Genomic DNA, 19,330 nt, shown 5'->3' on the forward strand with positions numbered 1-19,330 from the left:
ATGAACATCTCCCGCTTCTTCATCGACCGGCCGATCTTCGCGGCCGTGATCGCGGTGGTGATCTCCATCATCGGCATCGCCGCCTATCCGCTGCTGCCGCTGTCGCAGTATCCGGAGATCGCGCCGCCGACGATCACCATCAACGCCGCCTATCCCGGCGCCTCGGCCGAGACCCTGGCCGAAACCGTCGCCGCCCCCATCGAGCAGGAGGTGAACGGCGTCGAGAACATGCTCTACATCTCCTCCTCGTCCACATCGGACGGAGCGGTGGCCATCACCGTGACCTTCCAGCCCGGCACGGACCTGGATTCGGCACAGGTGCTGGTCCAGAACCGGGTGGCGCTGGCCGAGCCCCGTCTTCCCGAGGCGGTTCGCCAGACGGGCGTCGTGGTCAACAAGGCCGAGAGCGGCTTCCTGATGATCCTGGGGCTGACGTCGCCCGACGGGACCCTGGATAACGACTATGTCGGCAACTACGCCAACTCCACGCTCCGGGACCGTCTGCTGCGGATCGAGGGCGTGGGCGCGGTTCAGGTGTTCGGCGGCGGCAACTATTCGATGCGCGTCTGGATCGACCCGGCCAAGGCGGCCGAGCGCGGTCTGACGGGTCCCGAGATCGTTTCCGCCCTGCGCGCCCAGAACGTCCAGGCCGCCGCCGGCTCCATCGGCCAGCCGCCGTTCCCCAACAGCGCGGCCGCCTTCCAACTGCCGGTCCAGGTTCAGGGCCGTCTAAGCGATCCCAATGAGTTCGCCAACGTCGTCCTGAAGACGGACGCCCAAGGCCGCGTCACCTATCTGCGCGACGTGGCGCGGATCGAACTGGGCGCCCAGGACTACGGCATCCGCGGCTTCTTCGACGGCCAGCGCGGCGTCGGCATCGCCATCGTGCAACAGCCGGGCGCCAACGCCCTGGGCACCGCCGATCGCGTCCTGAAAGAGGTCGAGGCCCTGAAGTCCGAAGTGCCCGCCGGCATGAAGGTGGACGTGCCCTACAACCCGACCGAATTCGTCGCCGCCTCGGTAGAGTCGGTTCAGCACACCCTGGTCGAAGCCGTCATCCTGGTCATCATCGTGGTCATGGTCTTCCTGCAGACCTGGCGCGCGGCCATCATCCCCATCGTCGCCATTCCCGTCGCCCTGGTCGGCACCTTCGCGGTGCAGCTGGCGCTGGGCTATTCGATCAATTCCCTGTCCCTGTTCGCCCTGGTCCTTGCGGTCGGCATCGTCGTCGATGACGCCATCGTCGTGGTCGAGAACGTGGAGCGGGCCATCGGTGAGGGGCTCAGTCCAAAGGAGGCCGCCTATCGATCGATGCAGGAGGTTTCCGGCGCCCTGATCGCCATTGGCCTGGTGCTGGTGTCGGTGTTCGTGCCGACGATGTTCGTGCCTGGCATTCCCGGCATCTTCTATCGCCAGTTCGCGGTCGTCATCGCCTCGGCCTCGGTCATCTCGCTGTTCGTGTCCCTGACCCTGTCGCCGGCCATGGCCGCCCTGCTGCTGAAGCCGCACAAGAAGGATCACGAGCACGCTCGCAAGCCGGGCGTCCTGGGCACGGTCGTCTATTACGGCGGCTGGGCCGGGCGTAAGTTCAACGAGGGCTTCGACTGGCTGTCGGATCGTTACGGGCGCCTGACCGCGCGTCTGGTGCGCACGGTCGGTCTGGTGCTGATCATCTACGCCGGTCTTCTGGGCCTGACCGCCTGGCGTCTGGTCGACACCCCTTCGGGCTTTATCCCTGAACAGGATCAGGGCTTCCTGATCGGCGTCATCCAACTGCCGGCGGGCGCGTCTCTGGACCGCACCCAGGCGGTGATGGAACGCGCCACCAAGATCATCCAGGGCACCGCCGGGGTGAACGGCACCGTGGCCTTCGCCGGTCTGGACGGCTCCAGCTTCTCGTTCGGCTCCAACGCCGCCACCATCTTCGTGCGCCTGAACGGCTTCGAGGAACGCTCCAAAGAAGAGGCCGCCACGGCTCTGGCCGGCGCCATCACCCAGGCGACCGGACAGATCGAGGACGCTCAGATCTTCGTCATCGCCCCGCCGGCGGTCCAGGGTCTGGGCACCGGCAACGGCTTCTCGATGATGATCCAGGACCGCGAAGGCGCCGGCTATCGTCCGCTGGAAGGCGCGACCTTCGCCATGATGGGCGCGGCCGCCCAGAAGCCGACCGAGGTCAGCCAGGTCTTCTCGACCTACAACACGGCCTCGCCGCGCATCACCGCCGACGTCGACCGTGACAAGGCGCTGATGCTGGGTGTCCAACCCAGTTCGGTGTTCGACACACTGGGCGTCTATCTCGGCTCGTCCTACGTCAACGACTTCAACATGCTGGGCCGCACCTTCCGGGTGACGGCGCAGGCGGAGCCGACGGCGCGCGACGACATCGCCGACATCGCCAATCTGAAGACCAAGTCGTCCACGGGCGCCATGGTGCCGATCGGATCGGTGGCCAATCTGGTCAACGATTCCGGACCGGCGCGGATCATGCGCTACAACCTGTTCCCGGCGGCCGAACTTCAGGGCAACGCGGCGGCAGGGGTCTCTTCCGGTGAGGCGCTGCAGATCATGGAAACCATGGCCGCCCAGACCCTTCCGCAGGGCTTCTCCTACGAATGGACGGGTCTGGCCTATCAGCAGAAGGCGGCGGGTTCCGGCGCGACGGTCATCTTCCTGATGGCGGTGGTGTTCGTCTTCCTGGTGCTGGCGGCTCAGTATGAAGCGTTCACGCTTCCGCTGGCGGTCATCCTGATCGTGCCGATGTGTCTGCTGGCGGCCATCATCGGGGTGAACCTGCGTGGCCTGGACAACAACATCCTGGTCCAGATCGGTCTGGTCGTTCTGATCGCCCTGGCGGCCAAGAACGCCATCCTGATCGTCGAGTTCGCCAAGCAGGCCGAGGAAGAGCAAGGCATGAACCGGTTCGAGGCTGCGGTCGCCGCCGCCAAGACCCGTCTGCGTCCGATCCTGATGACCTCGTTCGCCTTCATCCTCGGCGTCGTGCCGCTGATGCTGGCCTCGGGGCCGGGCGCGGAGATGCGTCAGTCGCTGGGCACGTCCGTCTTCTCCGGCATGCTGGGCGTGACCTTCTTCGGCCTGATCTTCACCCCGGTCTTCTATGTGGTCAGCCGCTGGCTGTCCTCGAAACTGCCGCAAGGCAAGAAACCGACCCCGACGCCTGACCGTCCTTCGGACCGGCCCGTGCGTTATGACGAAACCAGCGACCTGACCGATCCGAACGCGCCTGCGCCCGCGACCGGCCGGGGAGGGGACATCTGATGACCCGCAACAAGACCCTCAGCTTCCTGACCGCCGCAGCCTCCAGCGCCCTGCTGGCCGCCTGCGCCGTCGGGCCCAAGGCGCCGGTCGCCGACCTGCCCGTCGCCGGCACAGGCGCCTTCGTCGGCTCGGCCAGTCCCACCGTCTCGACCGCCACGGCGCGCGACGACTGGTGGAGGCTGTATGAAGACCCCACGCTGGACGCCTTGATTCAGCAGGCCTTCGCCGAGAACAACCAGCTCGAAGCCGCCTTCGCCAATCTGCGCGCAGTCCGAGCGTCGCTGTCGGAGGCCCGCGTGGGTCGTTTTCCGACCACGACAACCAGCGCCCAGGCTCAGCGCAGCCGCGCCTCGGCCGCCACGGTCCAGGGCCTGCCCGCCGGGCAGGATGCGCCCGAGATCGACACCTATGACGTCGGCATTCAGGCGGCCTATGAGGTCGATCTGTTCGGACGGGTGGAATCCACCATCCGCGCCGCCCGCGCCGACGCCCGCGCCGCCGAGGCCGCTCTGGCCACGGTCCAGGTGACGGTCGCGGCCGAGACGACCCGCGCCTATGCCGACACCTGCTCGGCCAATGCGCAGATCGCGGTGGCCGAACGGACGCTGGAGCTGCAACGCAACACCGCCAACCTGACCCAGACCTTGCTCGACGGCGGGGCGGGCACAGGGCTGGATGTGGCCAGCGCCCGCGCGGCCCTGGCCCAGACGGCGGCGACCCTGCCGACCCTGCGCGCAGCCCGTAACGAGGCCCTGTTCCGCCTAGCGACCCTGACCGGCCGCACCCCGGCCGAGGCCAGCCAGGCCGCCGCCGCCTGCGTGCGTCCGCCACAGCTCAGCCAGCCGATCCCGGTCGGCGATGGCGCGGCGCTTCTGGTCCGCCGTCCCGACGTGCGCCAGGCCGAGGCCGAACTGGCCGCCGCCGCCGCGCGCGTGAACGTGGCGACCGCCAACCTGTTTCCGCAAATCAGCCTGGGCGGCTCCTTCGGCTCCACCGCGCTGGACGCTGGCGAACTGGGCGACGACCAGAACTTCCGCTTCAGTTTCGGCCCGCTGATCAGCTGGTCCTTCCCCAACGTCTTCGCCGCCCGCGCCCAGATCAAGGCCGCCGGCGCCCGTTCGGACGCCGCCCTGGCGAACTTCGACCAGACGGTGCTGACGGCCCTGCAGGAGACGGAAACGGCCCTGTCCAACTACGCCAACGAGCTGGACCGCCGTGCGGCCCTGACCGAAGCCAGGGACCAAGCAGCCCGCGCCGCCGACCTGTCGCGCCTGCGATTCAACGCCGGCGCCGACAGCTTCCTCTTGGTGCTGGACGCCGAACGCACCCAGGCGGCGGCGGACGCCGCCCTGGCCCAGTCCGACGCCTTGGTCACCAGCTACCAGATCGCCTTGTTCCGCGCCTTGGCTGGCGGCTGGCAAGCCGACAGCTGACCGCGTCGCGATGCTGAAAACGAAAGGGCCGGGCGACGTATCGCCCGGCCCTCTGTCGTTCTGATCAAGTTTACTTCGGTCAGGCCAACATGCGCACCTTGGGCTCGCGATCCCATTGGCGGGTGCGGGCGGGGGCGAGGAGGCCTTTGGGGGCCTTGGACAGATCGATCACGCCTGCATCCGGCTCGACGCCCGCCTTGTCCAACAGGGGCTGGGCCTCAGCGGTGTGGCCGATGGCCTTGAGGTGGCCGAAGGCGTCCTTGGTGAAATCGACTGCGGCGCCTTCTTTCAGCATCTGGGCACACCCGTCCTCGGACAGAACGATCGCCACGGCGTCGAACAGGACCGAAGGGCTGCCGGCCAGCTGACCGTCTGCCGGCAGCGTCTTGCCGTCCTTCAGTCTGGCGCCGCCGATCTTGGGCGCGACGATGAAGACAGAGCCGCCGTCGCCTTCAACCGCCGCCTTCACGGCGTCGACGACCGCGCCGTCCGAACCGTCGGCGACCAGAATGGCGACCTTTCGGCCCTTCAGGGTGTCGGGATATTTGCCGACGATGCGCAAGGCGGGCGAGGCGTCCAGATCGATGGGCGCCACACCGGGGTCGGACGCCTTGGGCAGGGGCAGGTTCAGGCCGTCTGCGACCCGCTGGGCCAGGGTCTCATCGACGTTCTGCAGATTGGCCAGAACACGCTCGCGAACGTGGGCGAGCGACACCTTTGACAGTTCGAAGACGATGGCGCTGGCCAGGTGGGCCTGTTCGATCTCGGTCTGGGAGCGGAAGAACAGCCGTGCCTGGCTGTAGTGATCGGCGAAGCTTTCGGCGCGCAGCCGGACCTTTTCGCCCTCGACCGGGATGGGCGCGGTGCGGAAACCGCCCTTGTGATCTTCACGCGGGCCGCCGTCCTCGCCCGCCTCGGACAGGCTGTTGGGCTCATAGTTGGCCCGGCCCTTCGGCACGGCCATCTGCATGTGCCCGTCACGCTGGAAGTTCTGGAAGGGGCAGCCCTTGGCCTGATTGATCGGGATCTGGTGGAAGTTGACCGTGCCCAGGCGCGACAGCTGGGTGTCCTGATAGGAGAACAAGCGGCCCTGCAGCAGCGGATCCTCCGAGAAGTCGATGCCCGGCACGATATTGGTCGGCAGGAAGGCGACCTGTTCCGTCTCGGCGAAGAAGTTGTCCGGGTTGCGGTCCAGCACCATTCGCCCGATCACCCGGATCGGGTAATCCTCCTCCGGCACCAACTTGGTGGCGTCCAGAATATCGAAGGGCAGGGCGTCGGCCTGTTCCTGGGTGAACAGCTGAACCCCGAACTCCCATTCGGGGAAGTCGCCCTGATCGATGGCCTCATACAGGTCGCGACGGTGATAGTCGGGGTCTGCGCCGGCGATCTTGACCGCCTCGTCCCAGCAGGTGGATTGCGTGCCCAGCTTGGGCCGCCAGTGGAACTTGACCAGCGTCGCCTCGCCTTCGGAATTGATCAGCCGGAAGGTGTTGACGCCGAAGCCTTCCATCATGCGGAGGCTGCGCGGGATGCCGCGATCCGACATGGCCCACATGACCATATGCATGCTCTCGGGCATCAGGCCGATGAAGTCCCAGAAGGTGTCGTGGGCGCTGGCCGCCTGGGGATAGCCCTTGTCGGCCTCCATCTTCACTGAGTGGATCAGGTCCGGAAACTTGATCGCGTCCTGGATGAAGAAGACGGGGATATTGTTGCCGACCAGATCCCAGTTGCCTTCGGTCGTATAGAATTTGACCGCAAAGCCGCGCACGTCGCGCGGCGTATCGACCGAGCCCGCGCCGCCGGCGACGGTCGAAAAGCGGGTGAACAGTTCGGTCTTCTTGCCGACTTCGGTCAGGATCTTGGCCGTGGTGAACTCCGACAAACTGTCGGTCAGTTCGAAGAAGCCGTGGGCGGCAGAGCCGCGGGCATGGACGATCCGCTCAGGGATACGCTCGTGGTCGAAATGCTGGATTTTCTCGCGAAGGATGAAGTCTTCCAGCAGGGTCGAGCCGCGCGGGCCGGCTTTCAGCGAGTTCTGATTGTCGCTGATCGGCGTGCCGTGATTTGTGGTCAGCCGGGTCTCAGGCGTCGAGGCGGTCTGGTGCACCTCGCCGGCGTTGCCGATTGTCGGCGCGCCGGCCGGCTTTGCGTTCTTGGCCATCTTGGGAGTCCTTTGGAGCAGCGGCGCAAGCGGGAGCCGCGCGCGTTCCCCAAGACAACTCGGTGGAGGCACAATAGTTCTGTCCGAGTTCGTGCACAGCCGCGCCCGATCGTCCTTAGAAAAGTTCGCTCCGTATGCGGCGCGCCCTTCGCAGGAGGCGAGGCGGCGTTTATGAGGCGAAAATGATCGCACGCTTTCGCCCCGTCCCGTTCGACCTCGGTCCCGTTCATTTCGTCGGCATCGGCGGCATCGGCATGAGCGGCATCGCCGAGATCATGCTGAAGATCGGCTACTCGGTGCAGGGCTCTGACGCCAAGACCAGCGCCAATACCGAACGGCTGGAACAGCTGGGCGCCAAGATCTTCATCGGCCACGACGCCGCCCATGTGGGCGAGGGCGTTTCGGCGGTTGTCTATTCGACGGCGGTCAAGGCCGAGAACCCCGAGATGAAGGCGGCTCGCGAGCGCCGCATCCCGCTGGTGCGCCGGGCGGAGATGCTGGCCGAGCTGATGCGGCTACAGTTCTCGATCGCGGTGGGCGGCACGCACGGCAAGACGACGACGACCTCTATGGTGGCGGCCCTGCTGGATGCGGCGGGCCTGGATCCCACGGTGGTCAACGGCGGCATCATCAACGCCTACGGCACCAACGCCAAGGTCGGCGACGGCGACTGGATCGTGGTGGAGGCGGACGAGTCGGACGGCAGCTTCCTGCGCCTGAAATCGACGGTCGCCATCGTCACCAATATCGACCCCGAACATCTGGACCACTACGGCGACTTCGACGGGGTGCGGAAGGCGTTCGTGGATTTCGTCGAGAACATACCCTTCTATGGTTTCGCCGCTGTCTGCCTGGACCATCCCGAAGTGCAAAAGCTGGTCGCGGCCATCGATAACCGGCGGCTCGTGACCTACGGCGTCAATCCGCAGGCGATGGTGCGGGCCGACAATGTCGAGATGGGGCCCGACGGCTGCCGCTTCGACGTGGTCATCCAGAATGGCGAAACCCATGTGATCTCCGGCGTCCATCTGCCGATGGCCGGCTGGCATAATGTGTCCAACGCCTTGGCCGCCATCGCCGTGGCGCGCGAACTGGACGTGTCGGACGACGCGATCCGCACCGGCCTAGCCGGGTTCGGCGGGGTCAAGCGGCGCTTCACTACGACGGGCGTCGTGGGCGGCGTCCGCATCGTCGACGACTATGGCCACCACCCGGTCGAGATCGCCGCCGTGCTGAAGGCCGCGCGTCAGGTGACGGACGGACGGGTCATCGCCGTGGTTCAGCCGCACCGCTACACCCGTCTGCGCGATCTGATGGACGAGTTCTCGACCTGCTTCTCGGACGCCGACAGCGTGATCGTCGCCGACGTCTATCCGGCCGGCGAACAACCGATCGAAGGTGTGGACAAGCACGCCCTGGCCGACGGAGTGCGTCGCTACGGCCACCGTCACGTCCAGGCCCTGGAGAACGCCGCCGTCCTGCCGCGCCTGATCAAGGACGAGGCCAAATCCGGCGACGTCGTCGTGCTGTTGGGCGCCGGCGACATCACCAGCTGGGCCTATGGCCTGCCGGCTCAGCTGGAGGCTCTGGCGTGATCGATTTGCCCGACGTGCGCGGCAAGCTGCTGCGGGACGAGCCGCTCGCGCCCTATACCTGGTTCCGGGTGGGCGGCGCGGCCGAAGCCCTGTTCATTCCGGCGGACGCCGAGGATCTGGCGGACTTCCTGAAGGCGCTGGACCCGGCCGTGCCGGTGACGGTTCTGGGCGTCGGATCGAACGTCATCGTCCGTGACGGCGGGGTCGAGGGCGTGGTGATCCGCCTAGCGGGCCGCCCGTGGGCGCAGATCACGACGGACGGCGACACGGTCACGGCCGGCGCGGGCGCGCTGGACTCGATGGTCGCCAAGGCCAGCGCCAAGGCGGGGATCGCCGGGCTGGAGTTCTATGCCGGAATTCCGGGCACGATCGGCGGAGCCCTGACCATGAACGCCGGCTGCTATGGCTCCGAGACCAAGGACGTGCTGGTCTCGGCCTGGGGGCTGACGCGGGCTGGCGAGCGGGTCGATTACGATCTGGCCGACTTCGGCTACACCTATCGCCATTCCCGGGCACCGGCCGACATCATCTGGATCGAGGCGACCTATCGCGGCACGACCGACGAACCCGAGGCGGTGGCGGCCCGGATCTCCGAGATCACCAGCCGTCGCGAGACCACCCAGCCGATCCGCGAGAAAACGGGCGGCTCGACGTTCAAGAACCCCGAGGGCCATTCGTCGTGGAAGCTGGTGGATGAGGCCGGCTGGCGCGGCAAGCTGCATACCGAGACGGGCGGTGGGGCCAAGTTCAGCGAACTGCACTCCAACTTCATGATCAATCCCGGCGAGGCGACAGCCGCCGACATCGAAGGCCTGGGCGAGGCGGTTCGCGCCGATGTCCTGGCCAAGACCGGCGTTCAGCTGGAGTGGGAAATCAAGCGGATCGGCCGAGCGGGATAAAAAACCCGCGCAAAAATGGTCGGCGGACGCGAATGGTTGACGGCCTGTTAAACATGTAGGCCCCAATCCAGGGCGTCATGGCCCGCGCTTTCAAAGACCTTCACGTCGCCGTCCTGATGGGCGGCCTTTCCGCAGAGCGGGAGGTGTCCCTCTCGTCGGGCGAGCAGTGCGCGCGCGCGATGGAGCGGCAGGGCGTGCGCGTCAGCCGCGTGGATGCCGGGCGCGACTTGGCCAATGTGCTTTCGGGTCTGATCAAGCCGGACGTGGTGCTGAACTGTCTGCACGGCGCTTGGGGCGAGGACGGCTGCGTCCAGGGCGTGCTGGAGACCCTGCGGATTCCCTACACCCATTCCGGCGTGCTGGCCTCTGCCCTGGCGATGGACAAGGACAAGTCCAAGGCCGTGCTGCGGGCGGCCGGCATTAAGGTGCCGGGCGGTGGTCTTTACGATCGTCACGAAGTCGCCAGCCGCCACGTCATCGACCCGCCCTATGTGGTCAAGCCGAATGCCGAGGGCTCGTCGGTCGGCGTCTTCCTGGTGCGCGAAGGCGCCAACCGTCCGGTTTCCGAAGTGGGGGAGCCGGGCTGGGCTTACGGCGAGCAGGTCGTCGTCGAGCCCTATATCGCCGGCAAGGAGCTGTGCGTCACCGTGCTGGGCGAACCGGCCGGACCGCGCGCCCTGACGGTCACCGACATCACCCCGACCAAAGGCTTCTATGACTATGAGGCCAAGTATGCGCCGGGCGGATCGGTGCACGTCCTGCCGGCCGTCCTGCCGCCGTATGTGTTCGAACAGGCGCTGCGTCAGGCGGAGGCGGCGCATGTCGCCATGGGCTGCCGCGGCGTGTCGCGATCCGACTTCCGTTATGATGATGTTAAGGACGATCTGGTCTTGTTGGAGGTCAATACCCAGCCCGGCATGACCCCGACTTCGCTCGCGCCCGAGCAGGCCGCCCATACCGGGATGAGCTATGACGATCTGGTTCGGTGGATGGTGGAGGACGCCTCATGCCCGCGGTAGTTCGCGGCGGTCGGCGACAGGGTTCTAATCAGGCTCCACAGCGCGGTTCGGCTTCCAAAGGCGGAGGACGATCGCGCGGCGGGGCCCAGAACGCGTCCGCCGTTCCCGGCAAGATGGCCGCCATCGGCCGTGTCGATATTTCGCCGCGCACCGCCGTGATCGCCCTGGGCGCCGGCGCGCTGCTGCTGGTCGGGGTTCTGGCCACGGGCGCCCGCGCGGAGCGGATCGGCGCCTCGGTTTCGCATGGCCTGGACAGTGTGACGGCCGGTATGGGCCTGACGCTGAAGCGGGTGCACATCACCGGCGCCTCGCCGGAGGCTGAGCCGGCGATCCAGCGCGCGCTCGGCCTGTATTCCGGTCAGTCGATCACCAGCTTGGATCTGGACGCCATTCGCACGCGGGTTCAGGGCGTGGGTTGGGTCAAGGAGGCGCGCGTGGTGCGCCTGTTGCCCGACACCCTGATCGTCGAGGTCAAGGAACACGACCGCCTCGCCGTCTGGCAGGAGGCCGGTCAGATCAAGGTCATCGATAACCGGGGCCAGGTCATCGACGGCGCCGACGCGCGCCGCTATCCGACCTTGCCGCTCGTCGTTGGCAAGGGCGCCGACGTGGCGGCGGGTGACATCCTGCCACTGCTGGCCCAACGCCCGCGACTGATGGGGATGGTGGACGCCCTGGTGCGCGTGGACGAGCGACGCTGGGACCTGCGTCTTAAGGACGGCAGCCTGATCCAACTGCCCGCCACCGAACAGGAGGCGGCCCTGATCCGCCTCGATGCTCTGGATCAGCGCGAACGCCTGCTCGACCTGGGCTTCGCCCGTGTCGATCTCAGAACCCCGGACGAGGTCGCCGTGCGACCCGCCGGCGACGCCTAAGGACCGTAGAGACATGACCAAGCAACGCGGCGCGGCGAATGATCACGGTCGGGGCATGGATCCTCGCGCCGGTCGTGCGCCGGTCGTCGCTGCGCTGGATATCGGTCAATCCAAGGTCTCGTGCTTTATCATGAAGCCGGACGGCGTGCGTCATGCCGACCGCACCATCCGCGTCGCGGGCGCCAGCCACGTCCAGTCCAAGGGCGTCAGGGGCGGGGCGATCATCAACATGGACGAGGCGGCCCAGGCCATCGGTCACGCCGTCGAACGCGCCGAGCGCGCCGCCCAGAGCCCGGTTTCCGGCGTCGTCGTCACCACGGCTATCGGCCAAATGGCCAGCCACCGGGTGCAGGCCCGCGTCTCGCTGGGCGCCAATCCGGTCGGGGACGCCGATCTGGCCCGCGCCATCGGCATGGCCCTGGCCCAGATTCGCCTGCCCAACCGTCGCCCGATCCACGTTCTGCCCATCGCCTGGTCGGTCGATGGCGCGCGCGGCGTGCATGATCCGCGTTCGATGCGGGGCGGCTCGCTGGGGCTTGATCTGTTGGTGGTCTCGATGGCCGAGAATGTGTTCACGACCCTCAGCCACTGCCTGGAGCTGGCGCACCTCGACCTGCAGGGCGTCGCCGCCGCACCCGTCGTCTCTTCTCTGGCCGCGCTGGAAGAGGACGAGATGGACCTGGGCGCCGTCTGCATCGACATGGGCGGCGGCTCGACCAGCGCCGCCGTCTGGGGCGGCCGGTCCTTGCTGCATATCGAAAGCCTGAACGTCGGCGGCGACCACGTCACCTCCGATATCGCGCGCGGCCTGTCGACGTCCAAGGCCGGCGCCGAACGGCTCAAGACCCTTCACGGCTCGGCCATGGCCAGCGCCAACGAGGACCGCGAAATGCTGGAAGCCCCGCCACGCGGCGAGGACGCCTCGGCCGGCCCCGTCATCGTCCCGCGTGCCATGCTGAAGACCGTCATCGCTCCCCGCGTCGAGGAAACGCTCGAACTGCTCCGTGATCGACTGAAAAACGCAGGCGTCGGCCTGGAGCCGGGCGCGGGTCTCGTCCTGACGGGCGGGGCCAGCCAGCTGAACGGCGTGCGCGAGCTGGCGGTGCGTGTCTTCGACCGCCCCGTCCGCCTCGGAAAACCCCAACGGGCGCCACATTTGGCCGACGCCGCCTCCGGTCCCGCCTTCTGCGCCACCGCCGGCGTCCTCCTCCGCGCCGCCTACGGCCCGCGCGAGGCGGTGTCGGCGCGGAAGCTGATGGCGCGGCAGATTACGGCTGCAGATGCGCCCCGCATTCACCGTGGAAACGTGGTGGGACGCGTGGCCGGCTGGCTGAGAGATAATCTGTGAAGGCCCCCACGACCCATGCTTTAGCTCCAGTCACCGCGCGCCAACCCTACCTGAGATCCAAACTTCCATCTTCGTGGAAAACTTCAGCAACGCTTCCGGTTTGGGGTGTTCTTCGGTCCGACTCACATTATCGCCGTAACCTTCTCTTAACCTTCATGGGCGCAATCCTTAACGCGCTCATAACCAAAGCGATTCGGCGGGGCGGTCGGTTGGTTTGAAGGGGCGGGTCAGCAGGTCGGAAACAGAAAATGTCGCTCTCATTGGTCAAGCCGCAACACACTGAACTGAAGCCCCGCATCGTCGTGTTCGGCGTCGGCGGCGCTGGCGGCAACGCCGTGAACAATATGATCGACGCCGGTCTCGAAGGGGTCGAGTTCGTCGTGGCCAACACCGACGCGCAGCACCTCAGCTTCGCCAAGACCGATCGCCGCATCCAACTGGGCGAGACCATCACCCAGGGCCTGGGGCGCCCACCCCGAAGTCGGCATGAACGCCGCCGAGGAGTCCGCCGACGAGATCCATCAGCACCTGGAAGGTGCGCACATGGTCTTCATCACCTGCGGCATGGGCGGCGGCACCGGCACCGGCGCGGCGCCGGTCATCGCCAAATGCGCGCGTGATCGCGGCATCCTGACCGTCGGCGTCGTGACCAAGCCCTTCACCTTCGAAGGCCGTCATCGCATGCGTCTGGCCGACGCGGGCGTCGCCGAGCTGCAACGCTATGTCGACACCCTGATCGTCATCCCGAACCAAAACCTGTTCCGCGTCGCCAATGAGCGCACGACCTTCGCCGACGCCTTTGGCATGGCCGATCAGGTCCTGCACTCGGGCGTGCGTTCGATCACCGACCTGATGATCCTGCCGGGCCTGATCAATCTGGACTTCGCTGACGTGCGCGCGGTCATGTCCGAGATGGGCAAGGCAATGATGGGCACGGGCGAGGCCACGGGCGACGACCGCGCCCTGCTGGCGGCCCAGAACGCCATCGCCAACCCGCTGCTGGACGAAACCAGCCTGAAGGGCGCCAAGGCCGTGCTGGTGAACATCACCGGCGGTCTGGACATGACGCTGCTGGAAGTCGACGAGGCCGCCAACGCCATCAGCGCGGAAGTGGACGGCGACGCCAACATCATCTTCGGCGCGGCCTTCGACCCGGCTCTGGATGGCAAGATCCGCGTCTCGGTCGTCGCGACCGGAATGGACGAGGGCGAAGTGCGTCGCATCGAACCCATCGCCCCGCCGGCCGCCAGCGCGCCGCTGGCCAGCCATGATGCGCGCCGCTCGGCCGGCGGCCTGTACGGCACGCAAGCCTCGCGCGCCCCGGAACCGACCCGCGACACCTATCGCGAGCCGGTCCGCGCAGAAGCCCCGCGCGCGCCCGAGCCCCGTATCGAGCCGGCGCCGGTCGTGCCGACCTTTCAGGCCCCTGCCGCTCGCGAACCGGAACCGCGCCCCGAGCCGGTGATCCGCGTTGCCGAGCCGCAGCCGCGCGCTCTGGACCCCATCGTTGATCCTTGGGTCGAGGAATATGAAACCCGCGCGCCGGCCCCGCGCGTCGCGCCGCAAGGCGATCTCTATGAGCGCGCCGCGCCTGCGGCCCAGAAGCCTCAGGCCGACGATGGTTACGACGACCGTGACCACCGCCGCAGCGGCTGGAGCCTGTTTGGTCGCGGCAAGCGCACCCAGCCTCAGCACGACATGTCCTATGCGCCGCAATCGTCGCATCAGGCGCGCGCGTCGGCTCAACCGGTCCAACATCAAGAACCGGAGGCGGGACAGGCCGATGACGACCTGGAAATCCCATCCTTTCTCCGCCGTCTGGCCAACTAAACGTCCGAAATAACGATGAAACGCCCCGGAGCCCGCCTCCGGGGCGTTTCTCGTTCTCGGATGTGTCTCAGACCGAAACAATCCGAAACCGGACTTTGATTTCGCGCTTGCGGCATGACCGCTAGATGAAACGCAGGGCGCAATCCGCACGGCGTGCGGCGCGCAAAGGAAAGAGCGAGTTCAGGTTTGTCGGTCAGAAGCGACCATCACGAACGCACCATCGTCGCCCCGGCCATCATCGCCGGGGTCGGGGTGCACACCGGCCGCCGGGTGCGGCTGGCGGTTCGGCCTGCGCCATCGGGCACGGGCATCGTCTTCGTGCGCACTGACATCACCGACCGCGACAACCGCATTCCGGTGTCAGGCGAGGCCGTGGTTGACGCCCGCCTGAACACCATGATCGAGAACGGCGCGGGTGTTCGCCTGTCGACGATCGAGCATCTGATGGCCGCTTTCGCCGCCCTGGGCGTGTCGAACGCCGTGGTCGAGGTGGACGGACCGGAGCTGCCGATCCTGGATGGTTCGGCGCTGGAGTTCGTGAAGCTGCTGGATCGGGCCGGTTTCCGACCGCAGCCGACGCCGCAGCGCTATATCGAGATCCTGGAAACGGTCCATGTCGTCGAGGGTGACAAGCATGCGGCCCTGATGCCGTGCGACCGCTACGAGATGCGGTTCGAGATCGACTTCCCGTCGGCCGTGATCGGCAATCAAGTGATCGACTTCGTCGTGGACGAACCGACCTTCCGCAAGGAGATCATGGCCTGCCGCACCTTCGGTTTCGCCCATGAGGTCGAGGCGTTGCGCAAGGCGGGTCTGGCGCGGGGCGGCTCGCTGGAGAACGCCGTGGTCATCGACGGCGACGAGATTTTGAATCCCGGCGGCCTGCGCATGGAACGCGAGTTCGTCCGTCACAAGGCGCTGGACGCCATCGGCGACCTGTATGTCCTGGGCGCGCCGCTGCTGGGTCGCTACGAAGGCTACAAGGCCGGTCACGCCCTGAACAACAAGCTGGTCCGCGCCCTGTTGGCCGCCCCGCACGCCTGGCGTGAAGTGACCCGCGTGCCGGAGCTGGCGCGCGCGGGCTAAGCCCCGATCACCGCAATCAATCGACCGAAGTCCGGCTCGCCGTGCTGAAAGGCGCGGCGGTTCGAATAGAACCGCTCTGCGTCCGCGCAGGTGTCGTGGCCGGTCCAGACAGCCTGACCGATCCCCGCCTGCTGCAGCCGCCACAGGACGAAGCCGGGCAGGTCAAACTGGCGTTTGTCGTCGGTCTCTCCCGGGTGGAAGAAGCGGTCGCTGCCAGGATCATGGTGTGTAAAGCGACCTTCGAAATCGACGCCGACCTCATAGCTGGCGGGCGCGATGCAAGGGCCGACGACGGCGACCACCCGCCGGGGCTCGGCGCCCAGGGCCTGCATGGCGGAAACGGCGGAATGAATGACGCCGCCCAGCGCGCCCTTCCAGCCGGCGTGGACGGCGGCGACGATGCGCGTCTCCGGATCGGCCATCAGGATCGGCGCGCAGTCGGCGGTCAGGACCGAACACAGCAGGCCGGGCTCGGCCGAGACGACGGCGTCGCCCTCTGGCCTGTCGCCATGCCAGGGGCCTTCGGCCACACGCGCAACGGCGGAATGGATCTGGTAACAGCCGTTCAGGTGGTCGGGGTCGGCGTTGAAATGGCCCGCGACGCGCCGGCGGTTTTCGGCGACGGCGGCCGGTTCGTCCTTGGAGCCGACGCCAGCGTTCAACCCTTCATAGATGCCGGTCGAGACGCCGCCCGCACGGGTGAAGAAGCCGTGGGCGATGCCGGCGGCGGTCAGAAGCGGGTGGGTGATGGGATACAGGTCGCTCATGCCCCCACCTATATCAGGCGTCCCAGCCGGGCACGACCAGGGATCGGGGGGCGAAGATGGCGGCGGCCTTGAATAGGGTTCCCATCTGGTCGTCGCCGGTCAGCCGATCCAACTGGCGCGCAATGACGTCGGCGGCGGCGGGCCGGCCGGCTTTCAGCGCCTCGGCGCGCGCCTCGATGCCCAGCCGGCGCAGGAACTCGCCTTGGGGCAGGCTGCCGGTGACGTCGGCGCCGGTTCGCACCGCGGCTTCCAGCACCAAGGGGAAGTCGGCCCATTGGGTCAGGTCGGCTTCGCCTGGTGTTGCGAGGGGATCCACCTTCTGGTGACGACGCAAAGCCTGGAGCGTGTCGCCGGCTTCGGGCCGGGCGCGGCCGTAGTCGATCAGCAAGGCGGCGCCCGAGGCGGCCTTCATCAGCAGGCCTAGGTCGCGGCCAAAGACCGCCTGCTGGTCCGAAATTTCCAGAATGCCGCCCGGCGCGATCTCGAAATCCGGCTTTTGAAAGCCGCCTGAAATGGCGGTCAGGCCGAACATAAGGTCGCCATCGTCTGTGACGCCGACGCGGCGCTCGGCCCAGCCGCCGTCGGTGCGGACGAACTGACGGGCGGGCATGCAGTCCAGCACTTCGTTGGCGATCAGGATGACCGGGGCGTCGGTCTCGATCGCCGTCAGGCTGCGGACCCAGCGCGGCGACAGGTCGGCGCCGGCCAGGGCCTTGGCCTGCAGATCGCGCAAGGGGGCGCTGGGTTCGATCAGGATCAGATCGCAGGCTTCGAGAAAGCCCGGGACCAGGCGGGCGGCGCGCAAGGCGTCGCTCATCAACGTGCCGTCGCCGGGGCCGACCTCGACCAGGCGGAACCGCTCGGGCGCGCCCAGTCGGTTCCAGGTTTCGACCGCCCACAGGCCGATCAGTTCGCCGAACATCTGGCTGACCAGGGGGGCGGTGATGAAGTCGCCACGCGCACCCAAATCCGGACGCGACGCATAGTAGCCGCCCTTGGGATCGTGCAGGCAGCGGGTCACGTAATCGGCGACCGTCATCGGGCCCGTCAGGGCGATCTCGCGCGCCAGACGGGCCTTGAGGGTTTCGGCCTGGCTCATGCCTCAGCGGCGGCCGGCGGGCGCTTCCACGCGCGCCAGATCAGCCAGGCGCCGACCAGGATCATCGGGATCGACAGCATCATTCCCATGGTCAGGCCGAACGGGAAATCCGGCATGCCGATATCCGGCTCGCGCACATTCTCCAGAGCCGCACGGCAGATGCCATAACCCACCAGGAACAGGCCGGTGATATAGCCGGGCTTCTTCAGCAGGCCGAACTTCCAGATCGCAATGGAAAGGACGGAGAAGAGGACGATCCCCTCAAGACCGGCCTCATAGAGCTGGCTGGGGTGGCGAGGCGCATCGCCTGCGGGGCAGAAGCCGTACATCTGTTCGATGCGCGCGTTGCAGAAGCGCACGGCCCAGGGGGCGGTCGTCTCGCGGCCCCACAGCTCGCCATTGATGAAGTTGGCCAGGCGGCCGAACATCAGGCCGATGGGCACGACGGGCGCGACCAGATCGCCGAGGCGCAGCATGTCGATCTTCTGCGACCGGGCATAGAGGACGATGGCCAGGCAGACGCCCAGGAAGCCGCCGTGGAAGCTCATGCCGCCGGTCCACAGCTGGAACAGTTCGAACCGTTCGCCCAGCGTCTGGCCGGTGAACAGCTGGCCATACATGGCCGGCTTGTAGAAGAGGGCGTAGCCGAGGCGGCCGCCCAGGATGATGCCCAGCACGATCCACAGCACCAGGTCGTCCAGTTGCGTCGTGGTGACAGGCGGCTTGCCGGGCGCCCACAGCCGCTGGGTCTTGGCCAGACGCGCGGCGTACCACCAGCCCAGCACGATGCCGGCGACATAGGCCAGGGCGTACCAGCGGATCGGAAGCGGTCCGAGGTGGATCAGGACCGGATCGAATTCGGGAAAGGGCAAGGGGCGTTCCTGTGCGGGACTGTCTTTGACAGCGGTTTAGCAAGCGTCGCCGCCGTCGTCGCCTGTGAAGACGCATCACGACGCCTTGATGGCGCCCGCGAAGCAGCAGAAAGAAAGGTTTCGTTCACCATAGTCGGTGAACCTTCGTTAACGACGTTGAGGTCGGAGCCGCCATGCAGACCCGCAATCCCATTCTGGACGAGTTCGCCAAGCTGACGACGGGCGCCATGGGCCTGGCCCAGGCCGCAGGCGAAGAGGCCAAGACCGCCTGGCGCGCCCAGGCCGACCGGATCGCCGCCGAAATGGACCTGGTCCGTCGCGACGAGTTCGATGTTCTGAAGGACGAGATCGCCGCTTTGCGTGCCGAGATCGCAGAGTTGAAGGCGGCCCAAAAGCCGGCTGCAAAGCCCGCCACTGAGGCTTCTGGGGGAACGTCCACAGATGGAACTCAACCCGGGGACGCAGCCGGTTGAGCCGAATCTGCGAACAGGCTTACCGTTCTGTTAACGCCCGCGATTCTCGCGGACGCAGCGTGAAAGACACTTGATGGACATCGCCCGGCCCGAGGAAGTGGACGTGCCCTTCGACCCGCTTGAGGTCGTCGAGCATGTGCTCACGGCCGAGAACCTTCCGTTCGACCGCACCGACGACGGCGACCTCGCCTTTGCGCTGGCCGGCGACTGGAAGGACTATGAGCTGTGGTTCGCCTGGCGTCCCGAGGGCGACTGTCTTCAGCTGTGCTGCGCGCTGGATTTGAAGGTGGCCAAGAGCCGCAAGACGGCCGCCTATGAACTGGTCGGCCTGATCAACCAGCGCACCTGGATGGGCCATTTCGAGGTCTGGGCCGAGGACGGCGAGATCGTCTTCCGCCATTCGCTGGCCTTGCCGATGGGCGAGCGCCCGACCTTGGCCCAGGCGGCGTCGATGATCGACGCGGCCATCGAGGCTTCGGATCGCTACTATCCCGCCTTCGACTTCATGGTGCGCGGGAACAAGAAGCCGCAGGAGGCGATCGACGCCTGCCTGTTCGAGACCGTCGGCACCGCCTGATGCCAAGCGCG

Annotated in this window: 14 protein-coding genes and 1 pseudogene; 11 read left to right on the plus strand and 4 right to left on the minus strand. The window is 67.1% G+C overall.

Translation table 11 applies throughout. From position 1 onward, the window contains the following. Both PFY01_RS05480 and PFY01_RS05485 read left to right on the plus strand, forming a co-directional pair. Complete coding sequence (locus PFY01_RS05480; RefSeq protein ID WP_271042721.1) at window positions 1–3,279, plus strand: efflux RND transporter permease subunit; 3,279 nt, start codon at window positions 1–3, stop codon at window positions 3,277–3,279. Next, window positions 3,279–4,712: an efflux transporter outer membrane subunit gene (locus PFY01_RS05485; RefSeq protein WP_271042722.1), complete on the plus strand. Its 1,434-nt coding sequence runs from the start codon at window positions 3,279–3,281 to the stop codon at window positions 4,710–4,712. The genes PFY01_RS05480 and PFY01_RS05485 overlap by 1 nt, the downstream gene beginning before the upstream one ends. A 79-nt stretch (window positions 4,713–4,791) precedes the next feature. On the opposite strand, the gene PFY01_RS05490 is transcribed toward PFY01_RS05485, so the two are convergent. Beyond that, the gene (locus tag PFY01_RS05490; protein ID WP_271042723.1) at window positions 4,792–6,879 is read right to left on the minus strand and encodes a catalase; all 2,088 of its coding nucleotides are present in this window, start codon (window positions 6,877–6,879) and stop codon (window positions 4,792–4,794) included. Between the two features lie 182 nt (window positions 6,880–7,061). Between PFY01_RS05490 and murC the strand changes: the two genes are divergently transcribed. The 7 genes and pseudogenes from murC to lpxC all read left to right on the plus strand — a co-directional run bounded on the left by murC (window position 7,062) and on the right by lpxC (window position 15,531). Continuing rightward, window positions 7,062–8,474: a UDP-N-acetylmuramate--L-alanine ligase gene (gene murC / locus PFY01_RS05495; protein WP_271042724.1), complete on the plus strand. Its 1,413-nt coding sequence runs from the start codon at window positions 7,062–7,064 to the stop codon at window positions 8,472–8,474. Further along, entirely contained in the window at window positions 8,471–9,373 is a 903-nt protein-coding gene (gene murB, locus PFY01_RS05500) for a UDP-N-acetylmuramate dehydrogenase (protein ID WP_271042725.1), read from the plus strand. Before murC ends, murB begins: the two co-directional genes overlap by 4 nt. A gap of 77 nt (window positions 9,374–9,450) precedes the next feature. Then, window positions 9,451–10,392 (plus strand): D-alanine--D-alanine ligase, encoded by a 942-nt coding sequence (locus PFY01_RS05505; RefSeq protein WP_271042726.1) that lies wholly within the window; start codon window positions 9,451–9,453, stop codon window positions 10,390–10,392. Then, window positions 10,380–11,267, plus strand: a complete 888-nt coding sequence (locus PFY01_RS05510) for a cell division protein FtsQ/DivIB (protein WP_420197048.1) — start codon at window positions 10,380–10,382, stop codon at window positions 11,265–11,267. The genes PFY01_RS05505 and PFY01_RS05510 overlap by 13 nt, the downstream gene beginning before the upstream one ends. Before the next feature lie 55 nt (window positions 11,268–11,322). Beyond that, the gene (gene ftsA, locus PFY01_RS05515; protein ID WP_039247066.1) at window positions 11,323–12,615 is read left to right on the plus strand and encodes a cell division protein FtsA; all 1,293 of its coding nucleotides are present in this window, start codon (window positions 11,323–11,325) and stop codon (window positions 12,613–12,615) included. A 248-nt stretch (window positions 12,616–12,863) separates the two neighbouring features. Further along, window positions 12,864–14,445, plus strand: a pseudogene (gene ftsZ / locus PFY01_RS05520) (cell division protein FtsZ). A gap of 186 nt (window positions 14,446–14,631) precedes the next feature. Then, complete coding sequence (gene lpxC / locus PFY01_RS05525; RefSeq protein WP_055803796.1) at window positions 14,632–15,531, plus strand: UDP-3-O-acyl-N-acetylglucosamine deacetylase; 900 nt, start codon at window positions 14,632–14,634, stop codon at window positions 15,529–15,531. Here lpxC and pgeF read toward each other — a convergent pair. Genes pgeF through lgt form a run of 3 tightly spaced genes read right to left on the minus strand, consistent with a single transcriptional unit; the run spans window position 15,528 to window position 18,269 of the window. Continuing rightward, window positions 15,528–16,298 (minus strand): peptidoglycan editing factor PgeF, encoded by a 771-nt coding sequence (gene pgeF / locus PFY01_RS05530; protein WP_271042728.1) that lies wholly within the window; start codon window positions 16,296–16,298, stop codon window positions 15,528–15,530. The two genes, lpxC and pgeF, sit on opposite strands and share 4 nt — an antisense overlap. Window positions 16,299–16,311: 13 nt before the next feature. Beyond that, entirely contained in the window at window positions 16,312–17,397 is a 1,086-nt protein-coding gene (locus PFY01_RS05535) for a class I SAM-dependent methyltransferase (protein WP_271042729.1), read from the minus strand. Then, window positions 17,394–18,269, minus strand: coding sequence for a prolipoprotein diacylglyceryl transferase (lgt, locus tag PFY01_RS05540; protein ID WP_271042730.1), 876 nt, complete (start codon window positions 18,267–18,269; stop codon window positions 17,394–17,396). Before lgt ends, PFY01_RS05535 begins: the two co-directional genes overlap by 4 nt. 173 nt (window positions 18,270–18,442) lie before the next feature. Here lgt and PFY01_RS05545 point away from each other — a divergent pair, with 173 nt between their 5' ends. Both PFY01_RS05545 and PFY01_RS05550 read left to right on the plus strand, forming a co-directional pair. Next, window positions 18,443–18,742 carry an accessory factor UbiK family protein gene (locus PFY01_RS05545; protein WP_271042731.1) on the plus strand — a complete coding sequence of 100 codons (300 nt, stop codon included), beginning with the start codon at window positions 18,443–18,445 and terminating at the stop codon, window positions 18,740–18,742. A gap of 73 nt (window positions 18,743–18,815) precedes the next feature. Beyond that, complete coding sequence (locus tag PFY01_RS05550) at window positions 18,816–19,319, plus strand: YbjN domain-containing protein (protein ID WP_017504503.1); 504 nt, start codon at window positions 18,816–18,818, stop codon at window positions 19,317–19,319. Window positions 19,320–19,330: the final 11 nt, after the last annotated feature.

It is taken from the genome of Brevundimonas vesicularis, assembly GCF_027886425.1.
GTDB lineage: Bacteria > Pseudomonadota > Alphaproteobacteria > Caulobacterales > Caulobacteraceae > Brevundimonas > Brevundimonas vesicularis_C.

Bases quoted from the DNA above. Each gene is read 5' to 3' on its own strand.
- PFY01_RS05480 (WP_271042721.1), top strand. From the start codon at position 1: ATGAACATCTCCCGCTTCTTCATCGACCGGCCGATCTTCGCGGCCGTG.
- PFY01_RS05485 (WP_271042722.1), top strand. From the start codon at position 3,279: ATGACCCGCAACAAGACCCTCAGCTTCCTGACCGCCGCAGCCTCCAGC.
- PFY01_RS05490 (WP_271042723.1), bottom strand. From the start codon at position 6,879: ATGGCCAAGAACGCAAAGCCGGCCGGCGCGCCGACAATCGGCAACGCC.
- murC (WP_271042724.1), top strand. From the start codon at position 7,062: ATGATCGCACGCTTTCGCCCCGTCCCGTTCGACCTCGGTCCCGTTCAT.
- PFY01_RS05505 (WP_271042726.1), top strand. From the start codon at position 9,451: ATGGCCCGCGCTTTCAAAGACCTTCACGTCGCCGTCCTGATGGGCGGC.
- PFY01_RS05510 (WP_420197048.1), top strand. From the start codon at position 10,380: ATGCCCGCGGTAGTTCGCGGCGGTCGGCGACAGGGTTCTAATCAGGCT.
- ftsA (WP_039247066.1), top strand. From the start codon at position 11,323: ATGGATCCTCGCGCCGGTCGTGCGCCGGTCGTCGCTGCGCTGGATATC.
- pgeF (WP_271042728.1), bottom strand. From the start codon at position 16,298: ATGAGCGACCTGTATCCCATCACCCACCCGCTTCTGACCGCCGCCGGC.
- PFY01_RS05535 (WP_271042729.1), bottom strand. From the start codon at position 17,397: ATGAGCCAGGCCGAAACCCTCAAGGCCCGTCTGGCGCGCGAGATCGCC.
- PFY01_RS05545 (WP_271042731.1), top strand. From the start codon at position 18,443: ATGCAGACCCGCAATCCCATTCTGGACGAGTTCGCCAAGCTGACGACG.
- PFY01_RS05550 (WP_017504503.1), top strand. From the start codon at position 18,816: ATGGACATCGCCCGGCCCGAGGAAGTGGACGTGCCCTTCGACCCGCTT.